Source organism: Candidatus Clostridium helianthi (assembly GCF_045310795.1).
In the GTDB taxonomy this organism is placed as follows: domain Bacteria; phylum Bacillota; class Clostridia; order Clostridiales; family Clostridiaceae; genus Clostridium; species Clostridium helianthi.
On record NZ_JBJIAB010000011.1, the window covers coordinates 91,795 to 110,104 of the forward strand.

Annotated in this window: 22 protein-coding genes; 1 reads left to right on the forward strand and 21 read right to left on the reverse strand. The window is 30.4% G+C overall.

Features of this window, described 5'->3' with window-relative positions; translation table 11 throughout:
- Positions 1–306: 306 nt before the first annotated feature.
- From ACJDTP_RS10840 to ACJDTP_RS10860, 5 genes are all read right to left on the reverse strand, one after another.
- Complete coding sequence (locus ACJDTP_RS10840) at positions 307–819, reverse strand: hypothetical protein (protein ID WP_406761183.1); 513 nt, start codon at positions 817–819, stop codon at positions 307–309.
- Positions 820–1,794 carry a MobV family relaxase gene (gene mobV, locus ACJDTP_RS10845; RefSeq protein WP_406761184.1) on the reverse strand — a complete coding sequence of 325 codons (975 nt, stop codon included), beginning with the start codon at positions 1,792–1,794 and terminating at the stop codon, positions 820–822.
- Positions 1,769–3,334: a type IV secretory system conjugative DNA transfer family protein gene (locus ACJDTP_RS10850; RefSeq protein WP_406761185.1), complete on the reverse strand. Its 1,566-nt coding sequence runs from the start codon at positions 3,332–3,334 to the stop codon at positions 1,769–1,771. Before ACJDTP_RS10850 ends, mobV begins: the two co-directional genes overlap by 26 nt.
- A gap of 65 nt (positions 3,335–3,399) precedes the next feature.
- The gene (locus tag ACJDTP_RS10855; RefSeq protein ID WP_406761186.1) at positions 3,400–3,741 is read right to left on the reverse strand and encodes a hypothetical protein; all 342 of its coding nucleotides are present in this window, start codon (positions 3,739–3,741) and stop codon (positions 3,400–3,402) included.
- Between the two features lie 20 nt (positions 3,742–3,761).
- Positions 3,762–4,400 carry a helix-turn-helix domain-containing protein gene (locus tag ACJDTP_RS10860; protein ID WP_406761187.1) on the reverse strand — a complete coding sequence of 213 codons (639 nt, stop codon included), beginning with the start codon at positions 4,398–4,400 and terminating at the stop codon, positions 3,762–3,764.
- Between the two features lie 169 nt (positions 4,401–4,569).
- Between ACJDTP_RS10860 and ACJDTP_RS10865 the strand changes: the two genes are divergently transcribed.
- Positions 4,570–4,782 carry an LLM class flavin-dependent oxidoreductase gene (locus ACJDTP_RS10865; RefSeq protein WP_406761188.1) on the forward strand — a complete coding sequence of 71 codons (213 nt, stop codon included), beginning with the start codon at positions 4,570–4,572 and terminating at the stop codon, positions 4,780–4,782.
- A 269-nt stretch (positions 4,783–5,051) separates the two neighbouring features.
- Here the strand turns inward: ACJDTP_RS10865 and ACJDTP_RS10870 are convergent, their stop codons facing one another.
- The 16 genes from ACJDTP_RS10870 to ACJDTP_RS10945 form a co-directional block, all read right to left on the reverse strand.
- A complete protein-coding gene (locus tag ACJDTP_RS10870) occupies positions 5,052–5,636 on the reverse strand; it encodes an Ltp family lipoprotein (RefSeq protein ID WP_406761189.1) in 585 nt (194 codons plus the stop codon).
- Positions 5,637–5,842: 206 nt separating this feature from the next.
- Positions 5,843–6,814, reverse strand: coding sequence for a GH25 family lysozyme (locus tag ACJDTP_RS10875; RefSeq protein ID WP_406761190.1), 972 nt, complete (start codon positions 6,812–6,814; stop codon positions 5,843–5,845).
- Positions 6,815–6,872: 58 nt separating this feature from the next.
- Positions 6,873–7,550 carry a hypothetical protein gene (locus ACJDTP_RS10880; protein WP_406761191.1) on the reverse strand — a complete coding sequence of 226 codons (678 nt, stop codon included), beginning with the start codon at positions 7,548–7,550 and terminating at the stop codon, positions 6,873–6,875.
- 51 nt (positions 7,551–7,601) lie between these two features.
- Positions 7,602–8,039, reverse strand: coding sequence for a phage holin family protein (locus ACJDTP_RS10885; protein ID WP_406761192.1), 438 nt, complete (start codon positions 8,037–8,039; stop codon positions 7,602–7,604).
- A 110-nt stretch (positions 8,040–8,149) separates the two neighbouring features.
- Positions 8,150–8,323, reverse strand: a complete 174-nt coding sequence (locus tag ACJDTP_RS10890) for a hypothetical protein (RefSeq protein ID WP_241396319.1) — start codon at positions 8,321–8,323, stop codon at positions 8,150–8,152.
- Positions 8,324–8,357: 34 nt separating this feature from the next.
- The gene (locus tag ACJDTP_RS10895; protein WP_077844374.1) at positions 8,358–8,636 is read right to left on the reverse strand and encodes a hypothetical protein; all 279 of its coding nucleotides are present in this window, start codon (positions 8,634–8,636) and stop codon (positions 8,358–8,360) included.
- A gap of 29 nt (positions 8,637–8,665) precedes the next feature.
- The gene (locus ACJDTP_RS10900) at positions 8,666–9,682 is read right to left on the reverse strand and encodes a hypothetical protein (protein WP_406761193.1); all 1,017 of its coding nucleotides are present in this window, start codon (positions 9,680–9,682) and stop codon (positions 8,666–8,668) included.
- Between the two features lie 14 nt (positions 9,683–9,696).
- The gene (locus ACJDTP_RS10905) at positions 9,697–10,311 is read right to left on the reverse strand and encodes a YmfQ family protein (protein ID WP_406761194.1); all 615 of its coding nucleotides are present in this window, start codon (positions 10,309–10,311) and stop codon (positions 9,697–9,699) included.
- A gap of 1 nt (position 10,312) precedes the next feature.
- Positions 10,313–10,498, reverse strand: a complete 186-nt coding sequence (locus ACJDTP_RS10910; protein WP_161223552.1) for a hypothetical protein — start codon at positions 10,496–10,498, stop codon at positions 10,313–10,315.
- A gap of 3 nt (positions 10,499–10,501) precedes the next feature.
- A complete protein-coding gene (locus ACJDTP_RS10915; RefSeq protein ID WP_406761195.1) occupies positions 10,502–13,264 on the reverse strand; it encodes a pyocin knob domain-containing protein in 2,763 nt (920 codons plus the stop codon).
- 15 nt (positions 13,265–13,279) lie between these two features.
- On the reverse strand, positions 13,280–14,653 hold the full coding sequence (locus ACJDTP_RS10920; protein WP_406761196.1) for a hypothetical protein: 1,374 nt from the start codon (positions 14,651–14,653) through the stop codon (positions 13,280–13,282).
- Complete coding sequence (locus ACJDTP_RS10925) at positions 14,654–15,757, reverse strand: baseplate J/gp47 family protein (RefSeq protein WP_406761197.1); 1,104 nt, start codon at positions 15,755–15,757, stop codon at positions 14,654–14,656.
- A 4-nt stretch (positions 15,758–15,761) separates the two neighbouring features.
- The gene (locus ACJDTP_RS10930; RefSeq protein WP_406761198.1) at positions 15,762–16,202 is read right to left on the reverse strand and encodes a DUF2634 domain-containing protein; all 441 of its coding nucleotides are present in this window, start codon (positions 16,200–16,202) and stop codon (positions 15,762–15,764) included.
- Positions 16,195–16,542 carry a hypothetical protein gene (locus ACJDTP_RS10935; protein WP_406761199.1) on the reverse strand — a complete coding sequence of 116 codons (348 nt, stop codon included), beginning with the start codon at positions 16,540–16,542 and terminating at the stop codon, positions 16,195–16,197. The genes ACJDTP_RS10930 and ACJDTP_RS10935 overlap by 8 nt, the downstream gene beginning before the upstream one ends.
- Complete coding sequence (locus ACJDTP_RS10940) at positions 16,535–17,551, reverse strand: XkdQ/YqbQ family protein (protein ID WP_406761200.1); 1,017 nt, start codon at positions 17,549–17,551, stop codon at positions 16,535–16,537. Before ACJDTP_RS10940 ends, ACJDTP_RS10935 begins: the two co-directional genes overlap by 8 nt.
- A gap of 4 nt (positions 17,552–17,555) precedes the next feature.
- Positions 17,556–18,242 carry an SH3 domain-containing protein gene (locus ACJDTP_RS10945; protein ID WP_406761201.1) on the reverse strand — a complete coding sequence of 229 codons (687 nt, stop codon included), beginning with the start codon at positions 18,240–18,242 and terminating at the stop codon, positions 17,556–17,558.
- Positions 18,243–18,310 lie beyond the last annotated feature (68 nt).

An 18,310-nucleotide genomic window follows, 5' to 3' on the forward strand; every position in this document is an offset into this window, starting at 1 on the left:
ATTATTATGTCAACAACTAGAAGTATAAATTCTTGTGGCGTAGCCATAAGAATTTATACTGGAAGGCGTTAGCTTTTTTAATATTGTAAAGTAATTATTATGTTTATCTATTCTTTGCTTACTTTTCATAATGTGAAAAAACCGTAGTAAGTATGTAATTTTTTAGCAGTATTTATGGATAAACATTATGTATATCAAAACATTAACATAATAGTGATAATAGCCTATTATCAAATTAAGATAAACTCCATTCTATTTTCCGTTATTCAAAAAAGAAGGCCTAAGCCTTCCAATAAAATTCTAATATTATCTTTGTATTTCAATAGCATTATTTTTATCATTTTTAATAGTATCAACAATCTCAAATACTTCTTCATGATCTATACTATATTTTTCGCATAGAACATTTATTACATCCTTATATATTTTATTTTTCTTCAATAGATTTTTATTAGAATCTTCAATCACCTTGTTATACTTCTCCAAATCCATATAATCTTGATTACTTTTAGAATTTAAATCTATAAGCGATTCAACTTCTCCATCTAATTCATCAATATGTTTTTCCATACATGAGTTTTCTTGCGTAAGTTTTGAACATAAATTATCTAATTTATTGTTCTTTTCTTTTAATAAGATATTCTCTGTGCTTAAATAGTCATTTTTATAATTTCTTAGTTCCGTTTTTAAATCATCATTTTCTTCATAAGCTTTATCTAGTAAATACTCTAGATATTCTTGGTATTCTAATTCATTTTCACGCTCATGGCCGCTTAATTTATAAGTTAGTTTGGAGATTACATTTGATAATTTATTCACTTACTTTTCCCTCTCGCTTTTATTATTCTTCCCCTGCACTTTATCTACTAACTCTAATATTTCTTTTTCCTTAATTCCGTACTTTTTACTAATTTCCTTAATTGTGTCTTTATAGATCTTATTATTTTTCTCTAGCTTATTAACTTTTCTTAATAGTTTATCTGTATCTCCATTCTCATTCATTCTAGCCAATGTATATTCTAGCGCCTCAAGTCTTTTTTCTAACAGAAAATTTCTTTTGGCATAAGCTTCGATTTGGTTGCCATTCATAACATCAAGTTTCTTTGTTATCAAATTGTAATAAGTCTTTATATCTGTATGCCTGGCCTTTGAACCTCTAATCCCCCGAATAAGATTATTGAATTTACTATTCATATGATCAGCATATTTATCCTGCCAATCTCTCAGTTTTTCTATACCATCAAAATATTTATTACTAGATAATTCATACCTCTTTTTTTCTTCATTCCAAAACTTAGGAACTATTAAAGCATGCAGATGTGGTGTTGTTTCATCCATATGAAGACAAGCATAAATGCAATTATCACCGAAATTTTCTTTTAAAAACTTAATATTTTCTTGTATCCATATCTCCTGCTCTTCTTTAGGTAAGTTATAATAAAATCTATTTCCTGCACTTAGCACTAAGTCTACTCCCAAATTTGCATTACTTCTTATTTTTATACCATAAATATATCTCTTTACATTTTCATGGACATTTTTATCTCCTATAAGAATTCTATTTTTATCTCTATGCGTAGGATCTGCATTAAAAACATTCATTTCTCTATTCATATGTTTTTCAAACATCTCAATTTGATTTAAATTCTTTATCTTCTTCCCTACACGAAATACACAAAAATATCTTATTGGACTAGCTCCAGTTACCTTTTGGTTGTATTTTTCTAATTCTTGTCTCTCATTTCTATATTCATCCTTAATGTATTCACTATTGGAATAATTCTTTTCCTGCATCTTCAACATCATCCTCTAATTCGAGTTGAAGTTTCATATTCTTTAACTTTCTATCTATCGAAATCTGAGTATCCTTAGTATTATAACTAGGAATATTTGAAGTATTTTTAAATATATTACTAGTATACCTTTCATTTTCATAGTATCTGTTTTGAGTGGTGATTACTGGCTGCTTATTAGAAATCACCATTAGCATTTCATTTTCCTTTAGACACCTTAATTCACTATTTTCAAATAACTTAACCTTTGTCTTAGAATAACTATGTGTAGTGCTTTGCTTATTTACAGTGGTATTACATATGGTTATTTCCTTATCTCCACACAAACTACTTATATAGTTTAAAGTATCAATATCACTTAGCCCTGGTAGTACTATTTTAGTTTTAAGATTATTTAATATAGCCTTGGCGTTTTCTCTTCCATACACTTGATATAGCTGCGTTATGGATTGTAAACATATATTCATGCTAATTCTTCTACTTCTTATTGTAGCCACATTGATGCTCATATTATTAAGCATACCAATATTACCGAATTCATCAAATAGTGTTGTTACAGGCAATGATTCATCATTATAATTATCTAATAGTTTATTTATAGCTTGACTAAAGAATGGAGCTATATAAGGTCCTATATAGCTACTCTTGTTTTCAGGATAAGTTACATATATTATCGTAGGAATTTTTCTAAAGCTCTCTAAATCAAAAGTGCTTTCTGCTCCTGTCATATTGACTCTGTAATCTGTGAATAGTTTCATATTACTGGCTAATGTTATTTTTATACTCCCTTCAGTTCTGTCAGCTTTTCCTACAACTTTGAATATACTCCACTGTGTTCTTATATCTATATTGTCCGATTGAGAAAATAAAATGTCTAACTGTTCTGTATCTAAATTTATAATAAGCTTAAATGCAAGCTCTATATTATTAAAAGGATATTCTTGATCTCTTGCATATAATAAAGCTGCAGCTAACAAAGGTTCAGCCATTTGTACCCATTCAGCACCACCAGTCTTCTTCCCTGTACTTAGTTCTATACTTAAAGCCCCATTGATTAATAATGTGCTTGCTAACTCTACAACCTCAGAATTATCCTTACATGAAGTTAGCAAATTATATTTTTCACTTTTATCTGGCTCTAAAGGACTAAATTTCAAAACTCTTCTCTTACATACTTTTTCTTGGTATTTGCTAGTTAATTTAAATAATTCCCCTTTTGGATCTGTAACTATAATTGAACCTTTTAAATCATTACTCAATAAATTAGGTATAAATTCACTTGTTGTTTTACCTGATCCAGTTGGTCCGAAAGTAACAGAACCTTCAAAATCATATTTTTCTTTTAGCTGCAAATCTTTAGATAATATTATCCCATCTTCTCCAAGTATATCTTCTAATTCTAATCCATCGTCTACATATGCGGTAGCAAGTTTATCAGCCTTATTTATATAGTGTTTAATATAATAAGACAATACTTCTCCTCCTACCATTGCAGTGCCACTAAGTGCTGTAAAAATCTTTAGTTGGTTTATAATATCCATATTAAAACCTCCTTGATTATTAAGCAACTTTAAGCTATACTATATTTGTTAGATGTGGTGGTAGCTTAAAGCTGCTGCCTTTTTATATAACTTGTTTTTTTAGATATAATCTCATTTAACCTTTTTGCTATTTTTTTCGCATCGCCTATTTTAATAAGTTCATTAATTTTAAATTGCAAAAGATACTTTTCATTTATATTTAAAGAATATACAGGTTCAATCTTTCCTGATTCTATCCATCTAACTTCTTTCATTTCAGCAAATAAACTTATTATACTAAGATCTTTTAATGCTCTTATTTCATCACTGATATTATCAATAAGTTTACGAGCTTCAAATTTATATTTATCTGAATAGTTATCTCGTAAATTATCATGCCTACTATAATCTATAACGATTCTTTCCATCACTTAACATATCCTTTCTATTATGCATCCCATCCTAATAATCTTTCTTCTAGTGAATCCCAATTATATTGCCTTGGCTCAAAATTATCAAACTTAGTCTTTGGATTCCAATTTTCATTATCTACAGGTTTAAGAATATTTTTAATTTTACTTATGTTATTAATTGCCCATAGAGTATAACTATATATGTTATCCGCACCTTTTTCTTTCGCATAGTTAAATGCTTTTACTATTTTATCTACTTTATCTTTAGCAACTTGTAAAAGGCTTTTAGCTTGCTTCTGTGTGAATCCAAGTTCTATTACTTCCTTTTCTTCATCAGTAATATCTGTATAATGTATTTGACCATCTATAGGTGGCTTTCCGTTACTATCTACAGGATTGTTTAAAGATAGATATTTTAATAATTTATATGTGTTTTTCTTTCCAACCTTTGTTATTGAGATGTAGCCTTTTTTAACTAAAGATTTTAATAGTTTAGAAACTTTAGCTTTCCTTTTTGTTTTTAAATCTGACATGAGTGTTTCATAAGACGGGTATGCATACCCACAAGACGTGTTGTAATAATCAAAGATAAGTTCTAGCATATATCCTTCTTCTAAAGATAAGTTTTCATCTTTTTTGATTGAGTTTCTAAATTTTAAATAATCCTTAGTCATTTTGGTTTCACCTCTTTTATTACTCTTAATTGGTTAATATTCAACTTTATAGTTTAATAATATACTTAGAATTATAATTTGTCAATATATTTTTCAACCTTAAAGTTTAATATTATATTTATTTGAATAATTATATGCTTTATATTATAATTAAGTTAGAGGTGATATCATGGGTATAAAAGAAGATTTAAAATCATATATTATTAAATCAGGTTGGAATATTTCTAAAGTTCAAGAGGAATTAAATAGAATTAATGGAACTAATTTTGGAATGCAGAATTTAAGTAAAAAAATCAATAATGAGACTTTAAGATATGGTGAAGTATTACAAATAGCTGATATAATTGGATATGAAATTAAATGGGAAACAAAGAAAGACTAAGAGAAATCCTAGTCTTATTTTTTTACCCTATAGTGGTAATATAGAGCAATTATTATAAATTTAATCAATATAGTACCTAAGTAATATATGTAGTTCTAAAAGTGCAACTTTAATTAAGTTCTAAAACTATTACTTATTTAATTTCTATTTTTAGAACTTATAATTTAGTATTCAAGTTTCATATTTAGAACTAAAAATAAAGCTAGGAAAATTAATCCTAGCTTCTATAAAATACTTTTTTATTACTATAATTATTATTTATATTATTTTTAATTTTCTAAATTATTTACAGCATATTGTGCTTCTTCTTCAGTAAATTTTTCTCCCGCATCTGATACTAGTTGGTCATGTATACCACTCTTAGACATACTCATTTTATTCTGATATATTTTAGCTTTTGCTAATGCATTCTTTTTCCAATCTGCTTTTACATTATCTACAGCATAATGTGCAGCTTCTTCAGGAAATTTTTCTCCCGCATCTGATGTTAATTGCTCGTATAAGCCTTTTTTAGATAGATTCATTTGATTAGCATAAATATTTGCTTTTTTTAATGCTGATTGATATTCTTTAGGTACATTATCATTTGTAGTATCTTTCGCCTTTTCTTGTTTAGGTTCGTCTTTGTTCGTATTAGCGGTTGATGTACTAGTAGTTTCTTGAGATTCATCTGTTGCATTCTTGCCTTTGTTTCCTCCTGATGCCAAAGCAACTATTATTACTACTAAAGCAATGAATACAAACCACCCTCTTTTAAAAATAGGCTTTTTATTTTTTGCTCCACAGCTTGGACACGCTTTAGCACTTTTAGCTATATCAGCCCCACATGTCTTACATTTTGTCATTTTCGACATTATTATCTCCCCTTTATTTACATTTATACTATAATTGTATATTGTTTTATATTTTTGTCAATTTAGTATTATTAACACTTATGATAAATAATTGTTTGATTGGGATATATTGTTTAAAAACTGACTTTTAAGAAAAGCTTTGGTTATAATAATTTTGCAAAATGTATTGGTGGTAGCTTAGGTTGCTGCCTTTTTGTTTTTTATAATTAGCTATTTAATTTTGTTGCATGGCCATCTTTATCGAAATGATAACCATATATATCGATATCTGCGATAAGCTCACCAGTAGAGTAAGTTAAATAATCATATCCATCTACCTTAAACCATCCAGTAACCATAGCTCCATCCGTATCAAAGTAATACCAATTATTATTTATCTTCTGCCATCCAATTTTCATAGCTCCATCACTAGAATCACCTAACAAGTACCAACTATCTCCATACCTCTTCCAATCATAGGCCATCCATCCTTCTTCATCAAAGAAATACCATTTACCAGATATATATTCCCAGTTGTTAGCTGTGTATGTTCCATCTTCATGTCTATACCACCACTTACCATCTTTTATTATCCATTCTCCAGGTATAGTTCTATTATCCAATAAAACTCCTTCAGTAAATGAATTTACATCGCATTCTTCACTTACACCATTAATATGGCCTGTTTCAGTATATTGATGGCCTATTCTATTTGTAAAGAAATTTGATGATAAATTCCATGGATCATCATTATAATTAGCTTCCCAGAAAGGCATATCTTTAATTATACCTTCAGCATCTGCAATAGCATCTAAGAAACTTGTGTAACTATATATACCTAATGCTAGTGGACTTAATTTCTTAAATTCAATAATAAATCTTTCTATATAGTTGGCCAATCCTTGAAATTTAGTTTCAATATCCATCATCGGTACCATATCCCACTCAAAATCTTTAATTTTTTTATAAAAATTTTGTGCCTGTGCTTCAGGAGTGCTAGTTCCTACTAGAAAATGATAAGCTCCAACTTTTAGTCCATTTTCTTTACATTTAGAATAAAACTCTTCCATTGTGCTATCTTTGAATGTAGCTCCCTCTGTAGCCTTTAAATAAACATATTGTACTCCATCACCTGCAACTGATCCAAAGTCTATACTTCCATTATTATTTGATATATCTATACCTTTAATGTAACTCATTTTACTACCTCTTTCTTTATAAAATAAAAAGAGCAGTCTTTTAATACTACTCTAAATGTTAAGCTTCTACTTCATCAGATTTTGAAGTATCTTTTAATTCCTCACTAGAATTTATATTAGTTGAAATATCTATGTTTTGATTATTTGTCTTATCTCCATTAAAGATAGCTTTAGCTGACTCTACCTGAGCTATTAATTGAGCATTCTCATTTAATAGCTTTTGATACTCCTCTAAGCTAACTGTTTGTGGCTCTTTATTAGATTCGCTTGGCTCAGGTATAATAGTTTTAGATACAACACTCGATGGATCAAGTTTAAGTTTAGATAAAACTGTTTCTACCTTACTTGTTAAATAGCTATTAATATCAGGTATTTTAGCTTCTAATGCTTTTTTAGCATCATCTGTTAACTGTGATAATACTTTATCCTTAACAATATCATTCAACTTGCCTAACTCATCCTTAGTGGCTTTACCATCTGCAATAGCTTGTAATATAGCTGGTTTTAATGCTATTTCAGCATTAGTGATTTCTTGAGGGATTAAATCTTGAAGTGTATCATAAGCAGCTTGAGCTGCATTTCTTAAATCCTCGTTTTTAATTGATTTAATTTTACTTTCTGCTAGTTCATTTAATTTAGATTTCCACATAGCTCTTAATGCTGCTAATAATGGAGCTAATATTCCACCAATAATAATTAATTCATTGATAATTTGATTTTGTAAATTTGTATTCATGTTTAAAACATCTCCTTAAAATTTTTTATCAAAAAAGGCAGCCTAAACTGCCTAATTTTCTCTTTTATTCTTTTTCTTTGTTAAAACGTCTATTGCATCATTTATCGCTGGAGGAACATTTAAACCCATTAATCCAGCATTTTCAACTAATGATATAATTTCATTTGCAAAAAATCCTACTACTGCAGCATTTCTAAAGAAACCATTTGTATTTAATACTTGATCTATAAGATTAACTCCCATGATAAGAAATAAAATACATATCTTTTTAGCTAACCCTTTGAATCCTGCCTGACTTTGTGCCCCTCCTGTTTCTGTTTTAGTTGAATTTTTAAAAATTACTGCTACCATTAGACCACTTATATAATCTAAAATCATACATATTAATAGAGCTTTTAATTTTACATCTAATCCCCCTAAAACATCCCCCAAACACCCACCCAATACTGCGATTGTTGTGAAGAAACCACTTTTAGCGTATTTATCCATAGTTCACATCCTTGTTTCAAATTTTGCATAAAATTAAGCACAAAAAAAGACCTCTTAAAAGTCCCTAATCATGCTTTGATTTTTTTATTTAATTACTATGTCATATTTTCCTATGATGAAGTACTTTCTACTGTTGTATCTTCAATAGCTCCCATATCCACAAGAACTAATTTTACTTGCTCTTGTAAATTTAAGAGATTGGGAACATCTTTATATTCATAAGTACCTCCTACTATTAATGTTACCCATACTTTTACACATCCACTATTTTTGTTAAATTGCATTCTAAACACTCTCCTTAAAATTAAATTTATTATACTAATCATTGTTTTTTCCCATTGCTACTATACTTGTTAGCTCTGCATTTGCTTGCGCTAAATTTTCTACCTGTTCTTGTAGTTTCTCTATATCTGTTTTTGGCATATCTTCATATATTGGTTCGTTTGGTGTAATGGAGACATCAATACTTTTTATATATTTCCCCACTGGAACTTCGACTTCTAAATAATTAATTCCTCCTTGTGGTATTCTATTGTTCTCTGATGTTAATTGTAGGTATATATAACCTTCATTGTCATATATCACTAATGTTTTCATAATTGTTCACTCCCTATTTTTAATTAAATTTATTCCCAAGCATACCAATACCAAGTAGCATCGCTCGTCTCGTTTCTTGTGAAAAAGTTATTTCCAACACTACCTACTGAAGTTCCAGTTCCGCTCAGGTTATAGAACGTATTGGGATCAACGACACTAAAAAGAACGCTCTTCATTAAAGTACCGTAATAATTCCAATACATATACACTATGCTAGGTTTGAATGGTAAGTTTACCGTAACTGCACCAAGATTTCCAACAAATGAACCACTTTTAAATTGTCTTCCACCTAAACTTGCTATTGTTGCACTTCCAGTACGTAATATACCCGCTGCTGAATTATATGTTTTACCTGCTACTACATCTGCATCTGTTGCTGTTCCAGTTATAGCTACTATTGTTTGATCACCAGACAAGTATTGACCTGCTGGTATTACTTGCTGTGATGTACTAGGATTAATTGTTGTTCCAGCTTTTGTTGGAATACTTTGAGTCACTTTTCCAGTTCCATCATGATATCCTTTAGGAATTGTATAGGAACCATTTATCGGCAATGACTGAACTATAGCTCCATTATTAGGCATTGTTCCGACTAATCCTGTATCATTATCATTGCTGAATTTTTTAGTTGCTAGTACATGAGAAACATCAGCGTCACCCTCTGCACTAGCTTTGATAAAAAAACATCCATTACCACTATCTCCAGTTGAATTATACCAGACTGTATATGCTTTTCCTGATATTAGGTTTGGCAATGTTGTTGTTCCTGGTTTATATAATTTTTTCCCATTTATAGTGGTTGCTGCTCCGCCATTGTTTACACTTGCTATAAAAGTTATTGGATATCCATTTATTAACGTTCCTTTAATTGTAAGTGTTATTGCTGTAGCAGATCCGCCTGCTGTTTGATACACCATATCTGACAATGATGAATCATGCTTTTTTAAAGCTTGATCTATAATGTCAGCATTATCATTAAAATTTTGGATATCAACTACATCAGTACCTTCGGGTTTCTTTAGTCCATAATTAGTTGTAGTTAACATTTAATCACTCTCCTTTATTCATAAACTTTTAATTGATTCCATGTTTTAGCTTTTGAATTATTCCAGGTTAATTTCTTTTCTTTTAAGAAATTCCAAACAGTATAAGTATATTTAAACTCATAGCCTAAATGGGCTGGCTTAATGTCTTCCAACATATTTATAAAAGCTTGCATATTATGTGGAATTCCTTTAACTCCAACAAACTGTATAGTAAATATATAAGGTCCAGTATTCTCTATAACATTAACTTCACCTCCACTAAAGACTTCAGCCACATTCTTAATCATCTGCATAGTCGTTGTACCTTGACCTCTTTTTTTGGCTTTTACCATTTCTCTTCTTTGCTCATAACTTAAATCTAAATTAGTTTCAATTCCATATCTTTCTTCCCAGTAAACTAATCCCCATGTAGCTGTATCTATGTGGAGTTGCTTTTTTACATCATCTGAATAATATAGAAAGCCTCCTAATTCAGTGCCTTGCACATCATAGGAAGCTTTCATTTCTGGAATTTCAATCACAAATGGTGGTACATATTTAGTTAAATCAATTTTATATTTTTCTATATCTACAGGTGTTATAGTATTTTCAGCATATTTTACTAATCCATATTGATTTGATCCATACATACTATACCCCTTTCAAGTCGTTCCATGTACATTTCTTTTTAACTGTTTTTTCTTCTATCTCTTCTAATACATCCTTAACATTATCATTATCAAATTTATCGGAGGTCACTTTTACAATATCACTTTGAGTTTCAAAATAATAAATATTACCACTAGAATCTGTCACTTGTATTTTTCTAGTTGCCATATCCTATACCCCCTTTAAATCATTCCATGTGCAATTTTTCTTAATATAAGTAGTATTAATCTGTTTGCCGTCAGAATCTTGAGTTGCTTTAGTTGCAAAACCAGAAGAATTTGCATAATTAACAATAGCTCCATCTGAACTAGCAACTGTTGCTATTGGATTAGTAGCCTCTTTAGTATTATTATCTGAGAAATTTAGTGCCCATGTTTGCAATTTACTACTAATACATGAACTTGATAATATTTCAAAGCATATTCTTCCATATCGAGTATTAGGTTGGTATACATAAAGTGTCCATGTCATTCCATTTATAACCACTATATAGTGATTAGTGTCTAATCCAGTCCTTGATATCCATGATAATCTTCTGCATGATATAGAAGTATTATCTGACCTAATTTGCAATTGTAATATACCGAAATTATAATTAGCATATGTTGATGTAACCATAAATGTAATGTTAGTGTCTCCATATCCACTACAAATTTGTGAAGCCACTTTATACCAACCATTTGATGCATCTATATCTGATCCAACAAATGCTATCTGTCTACTAGATACTAAAATAGAAATATCTTCACTTCCATCAAATGGACCTGAACCAACAGCATCTCCTATTAATGATATAATTTTAGGAGTAGCTAATTTCACTGCATTATTGGCGGCCCCTCCTGTACTTGAACTTCCCGCATAATTATGAGTATGAGTAGTATCTGATTTTCCATCTAATTTAGCATTTATTTCCAATTCTGTATAATATCTTCCATCATGATCATGACTTGAATTTGCTTTACCATTAAGAGCAGTTTGAACTGCTGTTGAAATAGGTTTATTTAAATCACTTGTATTATCTACATTTCCTAATCCTACATCTGATGCACTTGGCTTAACTGAATTTGAGTAGAGTTCTATCCATGCTGACCATGAATTTCCATTCTTAGTTCTTATATAAACATGTCCTATATTAACAGTCATTCCAAAACCTAATTGTGTTAAATAACTTTGATCTCCACTACATATAACCATGAAGTTAAACCATCCACTCGTATACGGCCCATTTACAGGATTCTGCACGTCATACCAACCATTAGCTATTATATTATTCAAGTCAGTACTTGTATTTAATCTTTGGCCTTTTCCACCTAACCCATACCCACTAGGAGCAAAATCACTAGCATGTTTTCCATCTACAGTATCTGCATTATCTATAACACCATCACCATTTTTATCATAAACACTCTTCAGCATATCTCCATAACCTGCAGTAGATACTTCATCTTTAGTCGCAAATTTTGTATCAGCTTCAGTTTCAGTATAATATCTATCATCATGGCTATGTCCATCAGCACTGAATATTTTCCATCCAGCCCACACGTTTTGATAACACGATCTATAAGCCCAACCATCTCCGCCACTTCTAAATATTAAGATATGAAAACTATCACTATCATTACTTTGAATTAAAAATCCTGATGTAGTGTTGCTCCAAGGTGAATTAGCCGTATTGTTAGCCTTTATTGGTGTTATTGTCCCCTGCGCTATTGCTGACGGGATTAATGTATTATAATCTGATACTAGAACAGCATTGCCTAACATACTCGCTATTCCGCCATTAGCTGGTAAACTAGTAGGGAAGTCTGTTATATTTGCTTTTGTATGAGTATGAGAGCTATTTGCTTTACCATTCAAAGCACTTTGAACCGCTGTTGAAATAGGTTTATTTAAATCACTTGTATTATCAACATTAGATAATCCAACATCAGCTTTAGTTGTGCCATGTGGATTGGTACCACTAGGATGTACATAAACTGTTTTTTCAGCACCATCTACTTTTATGTTCCCATTGGTTGTACTTACTTCAACTTTATTAGCATTAGTACTAATACCATCAATTTTAGCTTTATAGCTATTATCAAAATCATTTGTAGATAAACTTTTTCCAGTAACTTTATCAATCTTATTACTTACAGTATTCCATAAGGTTCTTTCATCACTGGTAATGTGTCTGATTGTATCACTAATATGTGTATATGCGCTATTCCAATTATCAATTAATGCTTGCGTAATTGTATCTAAAATAGATTTATTGCTATGGATATGGTTATTTGTATATGCAGTATTCCAATTTAACTTTTCCGTATCTGTTGCAAATCTATGGGTTGTATCTTCTGTTATCATAGTAGCCAGATGATTAGCAGGATGCACATAATTATTTGCATTAGCAGCAATACCATCTAATTTAGACTTATCAGCTTTAGACATTTTACCATCAACACTTGAAGTTGCAAGAGGTATTGAATTTGCAGATATAGGTATCCACGCACTTCCATTATATCTGTAAGTAATGTCCGTATCTTTTGTATTCGCTGTCCATCCATCTTCTGAATTCGGATAAGTAGTAGCCAAATCATTATACGTTGCTACAGATTCTTTCCAATCCATATTACTAACAACCTGGCTTATTTTATTATCGACTTCATTTTGGGTATACTTGTCGTCCCAGTTATTTAGATTACTTTGACTAATACTATCTAAAATGGATTTATTTGAGTGAACATGCTTTTTGCTATCAGCATCATTCCAATTAGTACGCTCTGTGCTTGTAATATGCTTTACCGTATCTGATATATGTGTATAGGCATTATTCCAATTGTTAATTAAAGCTTGAGTTATAGAATCTAGAATGTTCTTATTGGAGTGACTATGTTTTTGGGATACTAAGTCATCTATTTGTAGTATCTTTTTTAATATTTTATCTATGTCCATATATCAATCTCCTTTCTAGCCTATTATTTTCATGAATAGACTTATTGGCTGTGCATTAGCTAACGTATCTCCAATTAAAACCCCACCCTCGACTGAATTAATCAATTCTTTTAATATTTTTCCTTGCTTAGCTGAAAGAGCTTTATTAGATTCACTAGAATCTAGATTATCTATAACTTCAGTTGGTTGTCCACTAGAATTAATTATTACTTTACAGTCTATAGCCTCATAATTATATAAAATAATTGAGTTATCATCTTTTATCTGGACCTCAACCATTTCCAGCATTTTCGTTCCATTATATACGCCAACTAAAATATTAGAATCATTTAAATTATGCTGTATTGTTACATTATATCTACTTGGAGTTACAGTCGTATCTAATGTCCAATTAGTTGTCAAGATTGATATCGGTGTATTAGTCACTATCTTTTCCTGTCCTCCAGCTGCAGATACAACAATGGAATTTCCTTCTTTTACAATTGTTATATTATTTCCACCCTGAATAGTAACATCATCTGTTAGTCCATTAACTGTGGTACTTACGATTTTTCCTCCATTAAAAGTTAGATCACCATCAACATTTTTACCTAATCCATCTAAAATTTCTTTGTTATTATGCACATGTCTTTTGTTATAAGCATCATTCCAATTAGACCTATTAGCATTTATATCACTTTTTATAGAATCTTCGGTTTGTTTTGCTCTATTAACCTCACTAGAAAGATTATCTGTCAAGAATTTTTCAGCATTAGCAGCTCTTGTTTTTTCTTCATTAATGTTATCATTTAAAGTATTTTCACTAGCTTTAGCTCTATTAACTTCAGCAGCCAAAGCATCATTTAATGCTGATTCTGAATTTTTTGCACGAGTAATTTCCGAGTTAAGATTAGTTGATAAAGTACTTTCAGCTGATTTAGCTCTATTTATTTCTGAATTAAGATTATTATTTAAAGTGTTCTCTGCTAATGTAGCTCTATTAACTTCATTGGTCAAATTAGTTGTTAATGTGTTTTCGGCACCTATAGCTCTATCAATTTCACTATTAAGGCTTTCTTGAGTTTCAACAACCGCATCTTGAAGATTGTTTATATCTTCAGCTTCAACTTGATCTCCTGTAGTTTCATAAGAAATATACAAAGGTGATTTATCACTGAATATCTTAATTATTGTTTTCCATGGAGTTAAACTTGGAGTTGAAGTTGAGTAATTAGATATCTTATCTCCTGTAAGTTTAGCACCTGTATACACGTTTAATGTACTAAGATTTGCATTATCATGTATAAGCTCTGCTTCATAAATGCCCTTAACTGGAGTTACAATTTCCTCTATAACATAAATATTATTATCAACTTTATTAAGCTTTTCATTAAATTTACTTACCTCCAACTACATCACCCCTAAATTTACAGTTCCAAGAACCGCAATTTCTTCATCTGCAAGACTTATATTAGATGTTAATCCATTAATTTTTAAATCAGCATGATCTATTACACCAGTTACATTAAAAAGCAAATTCCCTGCCTTTGCTATACTTACATAGTTATTAGCAGTATTAGCAGAATCAAAAGGAACTTCTTTTAAATAATTATCAAGTAAATCGCCAAATTCTTTCTGAGCAGTACCTAAATTATATCCTTTTACTAATTGTACATTAGCTATCACATTAATAGCCTTTTCAACTGCACTTACAACCGTTAATGTCCCTGCCAAAATTGGCCTTACAGAATCTATATAATCATAAACTTTTTGAATAAGTTCGGCTGTAGCTGCATGTTTATTTACATCTGTAATTATTACTTTTACATTACCAGGGACAGGGATACATTTAGCAGCTCCGACTCCATCAACTTCTTTAGCCCACATCTCATAATGATATTTATTACCACTAGTTATTGGCTTTCTGTCTTTTTCTAATATTCGTTGTCTATAACTTTCGTTATCTTCTTTATCAACGCCCTTTTGGATTATTTCTATATTTGAAACACTAGAAATTCCATTTAGAGATTTAGCTAATATTTTAACTTCTCCTATAGCTACATTTCCTATTGTGCCCGCTATTGTACATTTTGCATTCACAGTAACTTCGCCAGTTGAATTTATAGTAACCGTATCTAAAATACTAAACTCAATTGATGCATTTTCTTCTGTAGCTTCTGTGCAAACTATTCTACCTTTTTCTATTGGAGTCCCTTCCAATCCTATAAATAACATCTTTTGTATTGCATAATCAGCATCATTTCTTTTAACTCCTGATTCTTCGCCACAATAATCTAAGTCACCATCATTAGCTGTTTGAGGAAACCTTGAATATAAAATTTTCTTAAGCGCTATATTTTTAGCTCTTGCTATTTCCTTAGCTGATGGACTTGTTGAATTCCAAAACATATCACCTTCAATAGTTGAAATTTTCTCTGGAGCTTCAGCAATCATCCTAGCATGAATATCTTCGGCACTTTCTGTTATAAAATCCGGAAGAATTAAATCAACCATTTAATCACCCCACTTTTTCTGTATTTGAAATAACTGTGCTCTGCCCACTTGTAGCTGTGACTTCATAGGTGTAATAAACTTCGCCATTTTCCCATGCAAATACAAAATTATCTACACTCCCAGTCATCGGATGAACCTTTAACGCCTCTGTTGTAACTCTTTTAATTTCTAATTCCATGGCTTTTTGATCTATCATTTTACCTATAATGTCTCTACCAAACTTACTGGTATATGCTCTATACTTATATCTGGCAGTCATCATAGCCAACTTACACCATTGAATATATGCTTCATAAGCATCAAGCACCTTTATTGTCCCATCAGTATTTTTAATAAATTCCATAGTATCAAAATTAATTGCATATGATCCTTTAAATTCAGTGGTTAGGTCGTTATTACCTAAGCCAGTGGATTGTAAACTTCCACTTGGAAATAAATCAGCCATTTGAAATCACCCTTCCTATAACAACATTATCAGCTCCAAATTGAGCAACTAAAACTTTATCTCCTATATTAAGCTTTGTAAGATTACTAGGTGTTTTAATTTCATGAAAATGACTTGGATCACCTGCTGATTCTGTTGCATAGTTATCTTCTAATTTTAAATAGTCCAAAACCATGTAATCAGTAAATTCATGTTTAAAATTGTCTAGCTTAAGGCCAGTTTCAGTTATGCTTCCTAACGTAAGTCCAGTTCCTTCTATAGCTCCTTTAATAGCTCCATGTGTGTTACTATCCATTATTCTTTTAATTTCATTAAATACATCTCCATCATTATTACTCACTATAGAATTTCCTCCTTACATCATCAATTTTCATGACAGTTAAAGTCATTTTCCCTCCTGAACCTAAATTATGAGTAATGTCAGTTATAATAACTTCTTCATCATAAATGCTGACTTTATCTCCACTTCTTAAAATATTTATGTCTTTACAGCAATTAACTGTTTTGCTTGATTCACCAGACGAAAAAAGACAATTAGCTTTAGCTTGTGCTTTAGCATAATCGTCTACTTTATCATCATCTACTATTTTTTGTAATGTTCCATAGGTTTCGGTATCTTTTTTAAATACACCTATAATCGGAGATAATACAAGCTCCTTCTCATTTGAACTACTAGAACTATCAGACTCACTCTTTCTACCTTTTTTCTTTGTATCTTCTTTCCCAAGTACTTTAACTTGAGTTACTGCACCATCTAAGCTATCTTTTTCTTCTAACTCTTCAATGATATTATCTAATTTATAAATAGTTTCATTTGAGCCAAGCTTAATTATATCTAAACTTGTATTCATTCTTAGTTTATAAAGATCTCCACCTTTTTGAGCAGTCTCTTTTAAGTCTTTCTTTATCATTCCATATAAAGACTCTTTTCTTTTATCTTTAGCTAACCCAGTTCCAGTTTCTATAAGATCACCTATAGGTATTCCCCAATCATCACAAATTATCTTAGTCCTTTGTGACGCTGTCTGTCCATCACTCCACAAGTATTCATCCTCAGACTCTTCAATAACAACTGTTCTTTCTTTTCCTGTTATTGTGATTTTCTTGGATTTTTTATTTTTATTTATCTCCCATATAATTCCGTTAAAAACTTGAGTATAAGATCCACTACCAAACTCATTATCAAAAAGCTCTATAGAATCCCCTTTATTAATACCTATACTTTCTAACTCTTGAGTTTCTATGAGAGATATATTTAATGTATAAGCTATTCCATCTATAGCTTCTTTAAGTGTTACAGACTCACTTAATATTTGTATTTTATATTTATTTTTTAAAACAAGTTCCATACAATCACACCTTTGTTACATAGTCTAAGCATACATAACCTCCACAATCCCCAAAATAGGTATCGGCCCAATTGCCATACTGTCTGAATATAGTTAATTGTTCACCATTATAAACAATTCCAATAATATTATTATCAGTTCCTGGACCATCTCTTACATTCAATGCACTTGCAGTTACTTTGACTACATCTCCATCTACATATTGACTTGAACTATTATCTGACCTATTATCCTGAAGTCCACCTGAATAAGAACTTGAAGAGTTGTTTACTGTTTCAATTTTCAATTCCCTATAGGTCCTGAAAGTAATACTAAAGTAAATATCATCTACTTCTCCACCTCGTACTTCTGGTTCAAACTTACTTATATTAACCAATTCATTTATATTTAAATCTGTTATTATAAGCCTAACTGGTACATCTGCATCTATCCAAAACTGAATTGTATTAACATAATCAATAGGCATCATATTCGGAACGTATCTACAATAGGAGTCATATTCTTTTGGAAATAATGAATTGAAACTTATTTCCCTTATTTTACTTCCTTTTTGATAAATATCAACTTCTCCAAAATCTATAATATCTGCAGTTATATATTTTTTCTCTTTAGGATTAGATAACTTATCTAGTGGATTAACAGGAAATTGCAAAGTATAATTTTTTGATTCATCTTTTAAATATACATCCAATATCTCAGCTCCATTCTAATATTAAGTAATAATAAAAGCACCTACAATAAATTTATTATAGGTGCTTT

Excerpts from the sequence above, each read along its gene's own strand:
- ACJDTP_RS10890 (WP_241396319.1), bottom strand. The coding sequence starts at position 8,323 with ATGCAATTTAACAAAAATAGTGGATGTGTAAAAGTATGGGTAACATTA.
- ACJDTP_RS10900 (WP_406761193.1), bottom strand. The coding sequence starts at position 9,682 with ATGTTAACTACAACTAATTATGGACTAAAGAAACCCGAAGGTACTGAT.
- ACJDTP_RS10910 (WP_161223552.1), bottom strand. The coding sequence starts at position 10,498 with ATGGCAACTAGAAAAATACAAGTGACAGATTCTAGTGGTAATATTTAT.
- mobV (WP_406761184.1), bottom strand. The coding sequence starts at position 1,794 with ATGCAGGAAAAGAATTATTCCAATAGTGAATACATTAAGGATGAATAT.
- ACJDTP_RS10915 (WP_406761195.1), bottom strand. The coding sequence starts at position 13,264 with ATGGACATAGATAAAATATTAAAAAAGATACTACAAATAGATGACTTA.
- ACJDTP_RS10855 (WP_406761186.1), bottom strand. The coding sequence starts at position 3,741 with ATGGAAAGAATCGTTATAGATTATAGTAGGCATGATAATTTACGAGAT.
- ACJDTP_RS10865 (WP_406761188.1), top strand. The coding sequence starts at position 4,570 with ATGGGTATAAAAGAAGATTTAAAATCATATATTATTAAATCAGGTTGG.
- ACJDTP_RS10875 (WP_406761190.1), bottom strand. The coding sequence starts at position 6,814 with ATGAGTTACATTAAAGGTATAGATATATCAAATAATAATGGAAGTATA.
- ACJDTP_RS10895 (WP_077844374.1), bottom strand. The coding sequence starts at position 8,636 with ATGAAAACATTAGTGATATATGACAATGAAGGTTATATATACCTACAA.
- ACJDTP_RS10905 (WP_406761194.1), bottom strand. The coding sequence starts at position 10,311 with ATGTATGGATCAAATCAATATGGATTAGTAAAATATGCTGAAAATACT.
- ACJDTP_RS10870 (WP_406761189.1), bottom strand. The coding sequence starts at position 5,636 with ATGTCGAAAATGACAAAATGTAAGACATGTGGGGCTGATATAGCTAAA.
- ACJDTP_RS10850 (WP_406761185.1), bottom strand. The coding sequence starts at position 3,334 with ATGGATATTATAAACCAACTAAAGATTTTTACAGCACTTAGTGGCACT.
- ACJDTP_RS10860 (WP_406761187.1), bottom strand. The coding sequence starts at position 4,400 with ATGACTAAGGATTATTTAAAATTTAGAAACTCAATCAAAAAAGATGAA.
- ACJDTP_RS10885 (WP_406761192.1), bottom strand. The coding sequence starts at position 8,039 with ATGGATAAATACGCTAAAAGTGGTTTCTTCACAACAATCGCAGTATTG.
- ACJDTP_RS10930 (WP_406761198.1), bottom strand. The coding sequence starts at position 16,202 with ATGGCTGATTTATTTCCAAGTGGAAGTTTACAATCCACTGGCTTAGGT.
- ACJDTP_RS10940 (WP_406761200.1), bottom strand. The coding sequence starts at position 17,551 with ATGGAACTTGTTTTAAAAAATAAATATAAAATACAAATATTAAGTGAG.
- ACJDTP_RS10925 (WP_406761197.1), bottom strand. The coding sequence starts at position 15,757 with ATGGTTGATTTAATTCTTCCGGATTTTATAACAGAAAGTGCCGAAGAT.
- ACJDTP_RS10880 (WP_406761191.1), bottom strand. The coding sequence starts at position 7,550 with ATGAATACAAATTTACAAAATCAAATTATCAATGAATTAATTATTATT.